The 10,166-nt window shown below is 55.5% G+C and carries 11 protein-coding genes; 7 read left to right on the top strand and 4 right to left on the bottom strand.

Annotated features, from left to right (window positions below; genetic code table 11):
- The 6 genes from VGC62_RS14805 to VGC62_RS14780 all read left to right on the top strand — a co-directional run.
- A partial coding sequence (locus VGC62_RS14805) for a GspH/FimT family pseudopilin (RefSeq protein ID WP_331187832.1) occupies positions 1-585 on the top strand: 585 nt, incomplete at its 5' end.
- Positions 582-1,127, top strand: coding sequence for a type IV pilus modification protein PilV (gene pilV, locus VGC62_RS14800; RefSeq protein WP_331187831.1), 546 nt, complete (start codon positions 582-584; stop codon positions 1,125-1,127). The genes VGC62_RS14805 and pilV (VGC62_RS14800), both read left to right, overlap by 4 nt.
- Complete coding sequence (locus VGC62_RS14795; protein ID WP_331187830.1) at positions 1,124-1,903, top strand: PilW family protein; 780 nt, start codon at positions 1,124-1,126, stop codon at positions 1,901-1,903. Before pilV (VGC62_RS14800) ends, VGC62_RS14795 begins: the two co-directional genes overlap by 4 nt.
- A complete protein-coding gene (locus VGC62_RS14790) occupies positions 1,900-2,481 on the top strand; it encodes a pilus assembly PilX family protein (protein ID WP_414705804.1) in 582 nt (193 codons plus the stop codon). Before VGC62_RS14795 ends, VGC62_RS14790 begins: the two co-directional genes overlap by 4 nt.
- Before the next feature lie 26 nt (positions 2,482-2,507).
- Positions 2,508-6,887, top strand: a complete 4,380-nt coding sequence (locus VGC62_RS14785) for a pilus assembly protein (protein ID WP_331187828.1) — start codon at positions 2,508-2,510, stop codon at positions 6,885-6,887.
- 13 nt (positions 6,888-6,900) lie between these two features.
- Positions 6,901-7,311, top strand: coding sequence for a type IV pilin protein (locus VGC62_RS14780; RefSeq protein WP_331187827.1), 411 nt, complete (start codon positions 6,901-6,903; stop codon positions 7,309-7,311).
- A gap of 27 nt (positions 7,312-7,338) precedes the next feature.
- On the opposite strand, the gene VGC62_RS14775 is transcribed toward VGC62_RS14780, so the two are convergent.
- Genes VGC62_RS14775 through pilV (VGC62_RS14760) form a run of 4 tightly spaced genes read right to left on the bottom strand, consistent with a single transcriptional unit; the run spans position 7,339 to position 9,434 of the window.
- Positions 7,339-7,758: a type IV pilin protein gene (locus tag VGC62_RS14775; RefSeq protein ID WP_331187826.1), complete on the bottom strand. Its 420-nt coding sequence runs from the start codon at positions 7,756-7,758 to the stop codon at positions 7,339-7,341.
- 11 nt (positions 7,759-7,769) lie between these two features.
- On the bottom strand, positions 7,770-8,276 hold the full coding sequence (locus tag VGC62_RS14770) for a pilus assembly PilX family protein (protein ID WP_331187825.1): 507 nt from the start codon (positions 8,274-8,276) through the stop codon (positions 7,770-7,772).
- 7 nt (positions 8,277-8,283) lie between these two features.
- Complete coding sequence (locus VGC62_RS14765; protein WP_331187824.1) at positions 8,284-8,976, bottom strand: PilW family protein; 693 nt, start codon at positions 8,974-8,976, stop codon at positions 8,284-8,286.
- Positions 8,973-9,434 carry a type IV pilus modification protein PilV gene (gene pilV / locus VGC62_RS14760; protein ID WP_331187823.1) on the bottom strand — a complete coding sequence of 154 codons (462 nt, stop codon included), beginning with the start codon at positions 9,432-9,434 and terminating at the stop codon, positions 8,973-8,975. The genes VGC62_RS14765 and pilV (VGC62_RS14760) overlap by 4 nt, the downstream gene beginning before the upstream one ends.
- 197 nt (positions 9,435-9,631) lie before the next feature.
- Here pilV (VGC62_RS14760) and VGC62_RS14755 point away from each other — a divergent pair, with 197 nt between their 5' ends.
- Positions 9,632-10,165, top strand: a complete 534-nt coding sequence (locus VGC62_RS14755) for a GspH/FimT family protein (RefSeq protein ID WP_331187822.1) — start codon at positions 9,632-9,634, stop codon at positions 10,163-10,165.
- Position 10,166: the final 1 nt, after the last annotated feature.

The raw sequence follows: 10,166 nt of genomic DNA, 5'->3' as shown, positions 1-10,166 counted from the left end.
AACCTGAGTAGTATCACCATATTTCAAACGAAAAATGGAATTTCCTCGATGGATTTCAGCTCTGGCCTTACGCGGGCGGACACGCGTCGCAGCTGGCAAAGTCCTCATGAGGGCACAAGCCGCGGGTTTACGTTGATCGAGTTGATCGTCGTCGTGGTGATCGTGGGTATTTTTGCGGCGATTGCGATACCGAGCTTCGGCTACATGATTCACAAGAGCAGCGTCACGGCGGCGGCCAACGAGCTGTATGACTTGTTGCAGTATTCGCGTGGGGAGGCGGTGACTCGCAGTACAGCGATTATCATCAAGGCGAGCAATGGCTGGAACGCCGGTATCACGATCGCAAAGGTGTCGGCCGATAAAGATTATCTGCGCCAGATTGGCGACGAAGGGCTCCAGAATTCGGTAACGATCGAGAGCGCCGTAAGCAGCCTTACGTTTTCCTCAACAGGTAATGCCTCGGCGTCCACCTGCTTTAAAGCCTACTACTCCTCGGACAAATCCGTCGCCAGCCAGTACATCACTGTTCTGTCCAGCGGACGTATCAATGCGCCCAGCTCGGTGAGCACTGAGGGGTGCCCATGACTATCGGTTCGAGAGCGAACGCCAGCGGTTTCAGCATGATCGAGGTATTGGTCAGTCTTTTGATCACGGTCATTGGCGTACTGGGCATGGTCGCGTTGCAGAGCAAGGCCATTCCCTACACTCAGGATTCGGTACAACGAAATACCGCCATCATGCTGGCCGATGATCTGCTTGAGATCATTCGTACCAACGGCACATGCACGCCAACCAACTCATGCTTGAAGGCCCCAGGCGCCAGTTTTCCTGCCAGCGCCGATAAATGCATACCCACGCCATCGGCCCTCAACCAGCAGATAGGTTGCTGGGCGGTAAGAGCGGGCAATGCACTTCCAGGTGCAAATACGCTGCTGAGCAAGTCGTTCTATATCTGCCGAAGCATCGAGCCACGTGACGCAACGGTCTCTGCTTGCGCGACAGAAAACCTGGTCGATACCGACATAGAGATACAAGTGGCCTGGACAGTAAAAGCGGCGGGCGAATGCCTTGACCCACTCGACAACAGCACCACGTGTACTTACAGAGTCAGGACGCGCCTTAAATGAACTCAGCGCTTAAACACCCACGAACAACGTGCAGCCAGCACGGGCTGTCGTTGATTGAGTTGATGGTCGCCATGACCATCGGTTGCTTCCTAATTCTGGGAGTGACGCAGATCTTCATCAACAATCAGAAAAGCTATCTATTCCAGCAAAGTCAGGTCGGCAACCAGGAAAACGGCCGCTTTGCCCTTGCTGTTCTCGGCCAAGAACTATCCAGAGCGGGTTACAGAAGCAAACCAACGACATTCTTTGCTGCAAGCAGTGGCTTGGGCTGTGATTTCCCCAAGGGCACCTCGGTCTATGCCTTGTCATCCACAGCCCTGTGCATCCAGTATCAGGCTGCTAATCGTTCTGACTTGACCTGTCAGGGAGCGGCTTTGTCCAACGCTGACCAGACGACTATCGCTATCCCCTATAACCAGAACAATCCAATCGTCATCGAGAAAATAGCGCTCGACACCGCCACCCACTCAATCACCTGCACCGTTGGAAGCAACACTCAACAACTGGTGACAGGCGTCCTGGATTTGCGATTCGATTATGGTGCAGGCACGGAGGAAAAAACCGTCTCCAGCTTCAGCTCAGCGCCAACAGGTGTTATTGGAGCCGTCCGATACACAGCGTTGATGCAAAGCGGGACCAGTTCGATGCTCGACACCACTGCGACATCCAGCGTGCTGACAGACTGGAACAACCGGTATACGACGAAGTACGAGGACACCAGCAAGATCTATCAGATCGTACAGAGCACCGTCATGCTCAGGAATCAAATGCCATGACGTCATCACCCAATACCACTCGTTATTCAATGGCCCAACGTCAGAACGGCGCGACCTTACTGGTTGCCATCATGATGCTGCTGATCATCACCTTACTGGCCATCTCCAGCATGCGCGGTGTTTCGCTGGAATCGCGGATAACCGGCAACCTCAAACAGCAAAAAATGTTGACCAACGCTGCAGAAGCAGCGTTGCGTCTGGGTGAAGTGAGCATCAGTACTAAATCGGCTCCCATTCCACAGCGGCCCTGTACATCCACTGTCTGTTTACCATGGTCGTGGTCACCATTAGCCCCAAACCCTGAGCTTGCCGTGACGGACAATATCGATTTACCCACACGCTTTGATGACGCTGCGAATGTGGCAACCGACGAAACGTCCTATGAAGCAAAGATCCAGTGGTATGTCGTCGACCTGGGAAAGCTTGGCGACAGCAGCATGAATGGCGGCGCCCTGTTAGCGACGGGCGTCAGATACTACGAAGTCAACGCCTGCGCCTCAACCGTCCTTTGCACCAGCGATACGGTTACCCAACGCGTGATGTTGCGCACCGTGATTGCCCGGTATTACCCAAACTAATGAACACGCAGCGCGGTCGGACAATCATGAAAACATTAAATAGTGCCGCCATCGCCGTAACACTGGCCTGTGTGTTTTTCTCGGCGGTGAGCACAGTGCAGGCAGCCGTGAGTCAAATCCCGGCACAGCTACCGCTGTTTTTGAACAACTCTGTACCGCCGCTCAATATGCTGGTGGTGGGCCGCGACCATAAACTGTTCTTCCCGGCTTACAACGACGCATCAGATCTGGATGGCGATGGCGCTATCGATATTCGCTACAAGCCAGATAAAGACTTTAAATACCTCGGTTATTTTGACTCCGGGTTTTGCTACACCTACGCCAACAGTTACTTCAGTGCGAGCGGCAAAACCGATACTAAAAAATGTCCGGGCAGTTGGAGTGGGGATTATCTCAACTACCTGACCACCTCCCGTGCCGACGCTTTGCGCAAAGTGCTGTACGGCGGATACCGATACGTCGACTCTGCCACGCAGACCATTCTGTCTCGCGCCTATATTTCAACCGATGCGCATACCTGGGGCAAAGAATACAAAAGCGTTGAGGTTGACGGTTACGATCTGCACGACTACACGCCTTTCTCGAAGCCAACCGCAGGTAACTACGCGCTGTTTGCCAACAACAGCCAGGGCACCAGCGAAACGAGTAACCCGCCACTTCTTCGTGTAGTACCCGACATAGCCAACGTGCGGATTTTTGGTTGGGTTTCGCGAGAGTCAACCCAAGGCGGGACGCAGGCAACTGACATCAGCTTCGGCACCGTGGATTTGACAAAAAAACTTCAGGATTTTGCTGTCAGAGTAGAAGTCTGTAAAAGCGATTATCTGGAAAGTAACTGCAAGCTTTACCCCAACGGCAAATACAAGCCGACCGGCATCCTTCACGATTACGGCGAAGGCAATCAGATGTACTTCGGTCTTCTGACCGGTACTTATACCAATAACCTCCAAGGCGGGGCCTTACGTCGGGCATTGGGTAGCTTTTCGAACGAAATCGAGGCGTCAACTGGAATATTCGGCACAAAGAGTGGGTCCACCTACACCAAAGGCGGGATCATCGGCACTCTCGATGGCCTCAAACTGGCCGCCTCAACCAGTTGTTCTTTGTCAAACGGTAGCTGCCCGAACTGGGGCAACCCCTTGGCCGAGATGATGTTCGAAACGCTACGTTATTTCAGTGGCAACAAGGCGACGCCAACCGACGCTTACAAGTCTGGTAGTGCTGATAACACCCTGGGGCTCACCAGCGTAACCACCTGGACTGACCCCTATTCAAGCAGCCCCAACGCCAATGCCACTAACCCGACCTACCCAAGCTGCTCCAAACCTTTCGAAACGCTGTTCAGCGACGTAAACCCAAGCTACGACTCGGACCTGCCCGGTAGCGCCTATACACAGGTAGCAGCACCTTCTGCCACCACGCCGCTGACTGATTTCAAAGCTGCGGATTTGGGTCAGACCATCTGGAACAGCGATATCGGTGGTAGCAAGAACATCAATATCGGCCAGACGTTGAGTGTCAGCGATAGCGCACCAACCGCGAAAGTAGCGTCCAGTCTGGGCAACATCCGGGGCTTGCCGGAGGAGCCCACCAAAGAGGGCACCTACAATGCCGCAGCAGTTGCCTATTACGGCAACACTCATGCAATCACTTCACTGGGAAGCCAGAAAGTCCAAACGTTCTCCATTGCGCTTTCGTCGACATTGCCTCGCATACAAATGCCAGTCGGCACTGGCACGATCACACTGGTGCCTTTCGGCAAGGTAGCCAACAACGGGGTAACCGAACAAATTACCGGCTTCTATATCGACTCCCTCTATAACATGGCGGGACAACCCACAAACGCCAACATCAATGGTGGTCGGGCGCAGGCTGTATTCCGCGTGGTGTTCGATGACTGCGTCCAGGGTTGCGACTACGACATGGACGCCATTGTTCTATACACGGTGGCAGTCAATGCGTCGGGGACGCTGGACGTGACCTCGCAGACGGTCTACTCGGTATCCAGCAATGAGTCGCACATGGGCTACACGATTTCGGGTACGACAGCAGACGGCATCTATCTGGAGGTGACAGGTGGTGGTTCGGGCAACTTGCATTACTCACTGGATACACCGGGCGCCCAATTACCGGGAACTTGCAGTGCCTGCAACACTGACAGCACGCTGCTACCGGGCCGAAAAAACAATAGCGCAAGCCTTACAAACCCCACCCGGACAGACACACACACTCGCAACTTCAAAGCCTCGGCGACAACGTCGATCACCAACCTTAAAGACCCTTTATGGTACGCCGCGAAATGGGGCGGATTTGGCAGCTCGACCAACATAGCCAGCAGCAAGCCAGTGTCTGGGGAGTGGGACTCGAACACCGCCGGCACACCGAACAACTATTTTCTGGTGACCAACGCATCGACGCTCAAGGATCAGTTGTCCAAGGCGTTCAATCAGATTTTGCAGAAAAACAGCTCTGTCGCGACACCTGCGGTCATTCCGACACTTGGCAGCGCCAACTCAGCTTCGACGTATCTGAACAGTTTGGACGTTGTGTATTGGAGTGGCGATCTCACCAAGACCACCACGACCTTCGGCTCCAGTACCGCGACAACGACCGTTACCACCAACTGGAAGGCCAGCGAACAAATGCCCGCCTGGGGCAGCAGAAACATACAGATGGCCAAGGTGCCTGGCACCGATAGTGGCCTGCAGTCATTTACATACGCCAACCTTGCTGGCAGAACTTATGCCAGCATTAACCTGCAAGGCACGTTGACGTCGGATCAGTTGGACTTCGTTAAAGGCGATATCAGCAAAGCAACTTCGACTTTCCGAAGGCGCGCCTCCCTGATCGGCGATCTGGTCAACTCCTCGCCTGTTGTGGTCAATACCGCAAACTATCTGCCCTCTGTCGCCGATTCGCTTGATGGCGAGGCAGGAACCTACAGCAAGTTTCAATCCGATCAGGCTAAACGTCGGGGCCAGGTCTATGTTGGCGCCAACGACGGGATGTTGCATGCGTTCGATACCACTACCGGCGTGGAAAAATTTGCGTTCATTCCAACGGCTGTCATCTCCAATCTCAATGCCCTGACCAACAAAAACTACAACTCCGACTCATCATTGCACCGCTACTTCGTCGACGGCACGCCGGTGGTGGCCGATGTTTATATTTCAAGCAAGTGGCGCACGGTGCTTGTGGGCACACTGGGTGGCGGCGGATCTGAAATCTTCGCGTTAGACGTCACGGAACCAGACAATATCAAGTTGCTCTGGGAGTTCACTGCACAAACCGACGCAGAACTTGGCAGCACGTTCTCCAAGCCGGTCATTGCCCGACTGCACTCCGGAAAATGGGGCGTGGTTGTCGGCAACGGATACAACGGCAACAACGGCAATGCCTCGTTGATCATTCTGGACGTCGCCACCGGCGCTACCATCAGCAAACTCACCACTTCGGTCAAAGGCAACAATGGATTGTCTTCACCGGTGATACTCGACGCAAACTCCGATGGCATCGCCGACTATGCCTACGCGGGAGATTTGCTGGGTAACCTGTGGCGCTTCGACCTGATCGGAACCTCGCTGACAGCTAACACCACGGCCAGTAGCTACAAGGTATCGTTCGGCAATAACCCGCTGTACACGGCAACCACCAGCGACACAGGCGGCACGGCACAATCGATCACGGCCCCTCCCGTCATAGCGCCTCATCCCACGAATCCGGGGAATTTGATCATTTTCGGAACCGGTCGTTATTTCGCGACAGCGGATAAAACCAGCACAGACCTGCAATCGCTCTACGGTATCTGGGACAAACAGACAACAGGGCAAACAGCCGGAACAACGCCTCTGCTGTCCAGAGCAGCATTGCAAGCACAGAGCATTACCACGCAGGCAACAGGCTCTTTCGCCGGGAATACCAACCTGATTCGTCTAGTGAGCAACAATACCGTGAACTGGGCGAGTAAATCAGGCTGGTATCTTGACCTGGCTGTAAATGCCTCACTGCTGGGCGAACGCCTGGTGGACTCTTTGGTTTTGACCGGTGATGTCCTGTATGCCACCACCCGCACGCCAAGCTTCGATGTCTGCACGCCGGGCATCACCGGCTGGATCTATGGTTTGGACCCGACGACAGGCGGAAGAACCACGTCTTCGGTCTTCAACTTAAGTCGCAACGGTATCGTTTCTGCGACCGATAAATACAATGACACGGTCGTCAGCGCTTACAGTTCGGCCGCCGGTGGTTTCAGTGTCATAGCTGGCGCAGCCATTAGCTCAACGAGTAGTGCAGATGGTATGGGGACTGTGACCGATGCCAGCGGAAGCGCTTCGGGAAGCATGGGCACCTTTTTGGGTCTGAACTACAACGGCCGTCAAACCTGGCGCGTCATTCCTTCTCCATAGAGGTAGCAGTTGTATGCAAACCGTAAAGAACAGCCAGCGCGGCTTCACCCTGATCGAGCTGATGATCACCGTGGCGATTGTCGGGATACTCGCGGCGATTGCTTATCCGAGTTACACCAACTATGTGCTGCGTGGGTATCGCTCCGAAGGGATCGCCCTACTCTCTGACGCAGCGGCGCGGATGGAGCGCTTTTACGCACAAAACAACACTTACGTCGGTGCTACGTTGGCAACGATTGGCATCACCAATGCCAATTCGGCAAACAACAAATACACGTTGCAACTGGCTTCTGCGGCCACGGCAACGGCGTATACCCTGCAAGTCGTTCCACAAGGCAGCCAAGTGAAAGACACGACATGCGGCACGATGAGTCTGGATCAGGCAGGGAACAAACTCCCAACCACCGCCGAGTGCTGGCGATAACCAGGCAAACCGCTCAGGTAGATGCTGCTAACGCCCCCAACACCCCAAAACACTGGCATCGCCCGACAACGCTAAGTTGTCGCGTCTGCCCGTGTTTTCCAACACAAAGTGCCCGCATTTATCTCCCTGCATCAGAGCGCCCGTCGCCGTCGCTGTCAGCACAAACGTCTGCTCGGTCCGTTGCGCCGCGAGTGCATAAAACGTATTCCCGTCAGCGACCTGGTGATCGCGCGCTGGCAGCCCGGCGACATCCGTGTATTGCCCGTTCCTTGAGTGGAAGCGCTCCAGCTTTTGCGCTTCTTCGATCAGTAACGCGGCGATTTCCGAGCGACGGGTTTTCTTTACGTATTCGGTGTAGTTGGGATAGCCGACTGCGGCCAGGATGGAGATAACGCCGATCACCACCATCAGTTCGATTAAGGTAAATCCATTGCTGCTCCTGAGCATCCCATCCTCCTTCACTGGCGTTGTCGCCACATGATCCGGCGCGTATCGGTATGCACGCTTTCCAGAACGGTGCGAGCGCCATCGCGGACAGCCACTGCGGTGACCCGATACAGGGTTGTTGCTTCATCTACAGGCCCGACATTGACCGGGTCGTTGGTTTTGGCGAAGTTCTGCAGGGCATAGAAACCACCATCGACGGCCTCCCATGTCACGCCGGACGCGCCTCCCGGTCCGGCGCCCGAAACAGTGAGCGCTTCAGGCGGCGGGCCGCAGGTGTTGATCGGGGCGCATTCGGGCAGCGCGAAGCCGGGCGCTTTTACCCGAGCCTCCGCCACGCGCAATACATGTTCAGCCAACTGAAACGACACCTGACGCCGGTTCAGGGCGCCGGCCATTTTTTCCTGCAAGGTCGCGTTTTGCAGGGAAGAAAGGCCGAGCATCGTCAGCAACAGCAGAAACACCAAGCTCAGGATCAATACCGTGCCGCGCTGAGCGTTCGCGTGGAGAGCAGCCATCATCAGCGCTTCACCCGAGCCGGTTGCGCAAAGCCGCCACGACGCTGAAGCGCTGTGCCTTTACGCGGCCTGCCGGGTCGGACAACGTCAGTGTGATGCGTACGCTGCGTATCAGTGCGGGGTCGTCGGGGATCTCGACATAACGCGAGATCGACATCTCGGAGGGCGTTTGGGCGACACCGAACAGCACATCGAAGCCGCTGACGTTGCTGATCAGCGCATATCCATTCAACGTCAGGTCCGCCCTGCGCGCGTTAAACCCATATACCTGCTGCTGAACGGGAAACCGTAGCTCATCCGAATCTGTTCCTCTGGAGTAGGCGGTCGCAGTGGACGAGCAATCGGTCTGGATCACCCAGTCAGGCTCACTTCGGCCTGCCTCAACGCTGGTGGTGGCTAGCGTCAACGTCCGCTGACCCGGCTGCCATTGGATCGGGGCCTTGAACACGGCAGCGAAATCACCTGTGTCGCTGGCGTCTTTCACCGAGCCCAGACACCCAAACGTGCCGACCATGCGGATGTCTTGCGCCAGCTTGTTGAGCACAAATCGTGCGTCCTCCTGCAGGTTGGCCGAAGCCGTCTGGCTCAGGTAGGTGTCTTTTGAGCTGATGAACATTTGGCTCAGCGCCAGCGATATCACCAGCCCAAGCGTTAACGCCACCATCAGTTCGATCAGGCCAAAGCCCTCTGAATGACGCCTCATGGCCTGCCGCTCCCGCCGGCGGAAACAAGGCTGTTGAGGGTGAATGTCTGCATCTGGTCGTTTTCCTGAGCACCTCGGGCGTCGCTCCAATCGATGGCTATGCTCACCGCGTTACCTGCGACAGCGATGCGCCCGTCGCCATCGTCGCCGGTCATCTGCCTGATATTAAGGGCAAAATCGAACAAATCCTGATGCCGAGGATCGGCATGATTTTCTGACGTGGGCGCGTAGCTCAACGAGGCGAGCGAATAATCGGCTTCAGGGTTGGCGCGTATACGCTCGAGCATGTCATGGGCGACGAAGCTTGCTTGGCTATTGCGCAACGCGCTGTCGGTGTATTTGAGGGCGTTGAGTTGAACCGCTGCCACGCCAAGCACGCCCACGGAAAGGATCAACAATGCAATCATGACTTCGATCAGGGTCATCCCTGACTGACGACTTCCCTGTCTTTGCGCCATCAACAGCCTCCTACCACGTCCTTTTGCTCACACCATTGAAGCCGATGATTGCAAGATTGCTCGCTGCAAATTGCCCCAGTGTGTAACCGGGTTTACCGACACAACGGCTAACACACCCAGCTGCGCGAATGCCTTGTCCGGGCGGCGAATTGGGTGTTTTCTTGGCGCCCCAACGCAAGAAATGCCGGGGCCGATGTATGCTCAGGAAGGCAACGCAATCAAGACAACGAGGGCTCACACTGGTGGAACTGCTGGTGGCTTTGGTGTTGATTGCGATCATTACCAGCATCGCGCTGCCAGCGTTCAACAGCCTGATCGAATCACAACGCGGGCAAGACGCTGCACAGCAACTGGCGAGCGGCATACGCATGGCCAGGGCCGAGGCCATCTTGCGCAATCAGGTGGTGGTCATGGCACCGCTAGACAGCGACTGGAGCAAAGGCTGGAGAACCTTCGTTGACGCCAATCGCAATGGCTCAAAGGACGACGATGAGCCCACGCTGGCAGAACGCTCGGGATATCGCGCTGTAAGGGTGGTAGGCAACAGCAAGGTAAGGAGCTCGATCCCTTTTGACAGCACGGGTAGCTCAATGAACGCCGGCACAGGCAATGGTACTTTTTTCGTTTGCCTCAAAGACCAGCCTGCCAGCCAGTACCGAGTGATACTGGCCGTGTCTGGACGAGCCAGGATTGTTAACGAAAAAATTACCACCGCACTGTGTGGTCGCTGAT

The organism is Pseudomonas sp. (genome assembly GCF_036404235.1).
In the GTDB taxonomy this organism is placed as follows: Bacteria; Pseudomonadota; Gammaproteobacteria; order Pseudomonadales; family Pseudomonadaceae; genus Aquipseudomonas.
Note: the sequence above shows the minus strand (reverse complement) of the source record. Positions and strands in the feature narration are given on the sequence as shown.

Bases quoted from the DNA above. Each gene is read 5' to 3' on its own strand.
- pilV (WP_331187831.1), top strand. From the start codon at position 582: ATGACTATCGGTTCGAGAGCGAACGCCAGCGGTTTCAGCATGATCGAG.
- VGC62_RS14795 (WP_331187830.1), top strand. From the start codon at position 1,124: ATGAACTCAGCGCTTAAACACCCACGAACAACGTGCAGCCAGCACGGG.
- VGC62_RS14790 (WP_414705804.1), top strand. From the start codon at position 1,900: ATGACGTCATCACCCAATACCACTCGTTATTCAATGGCCCAACGTCAG.
- VGC62_RS14785 (WP_331187828.1), top strand. From the start codon at position 2,508: ATGAAAACATTAAATAGTGCCGCCATCGCCGTAACACTGGCCTGTGTG.
- VGC62_RS14780 (WP_331187827.1), top strand. From the start codon at position 6,901: ATGCAAACCGTAAAGAACAGCCAGCGCGGCTTCACCCTGATCGAGCTG.
- VGC62_RS14775 (WP_331187826.1), bottom strand. From the start codon at position 7,758: ATGCTCAGGAGCAGCAATGGATTTACCTTAATCGAACTGATGGTGGTG.
- VGC62_RS14770 (WP_331187825.1), bottom strand. From the start codon at position 8,276: ATGATGGCTGCTCTCCACGCGAACGCTCAGCGCGGCACGGTATTGATC.
- VGC62_RS14765 (WP_331187824.1), bottom strand. From the start codon at position 8,976: ATGAGGCGTCATTCAGAGGGCTTTGGCCTGATCGAACTGATGGTGGCG.
- pilV (WP_331187823.1), bottom strand. From the start codon at position 9,434: ATGGCGCAAAGACAGGGAAGTCGTCAGTCAGGGATGACCCTGATCGAA.
- VGC62_RS14755 (WP_331187822.1), top strand. From the start codon at position 9,632: ATGCTCAGGAAGGCAACGCAATCAAGACAACGAGGGCTCACACTGGTG.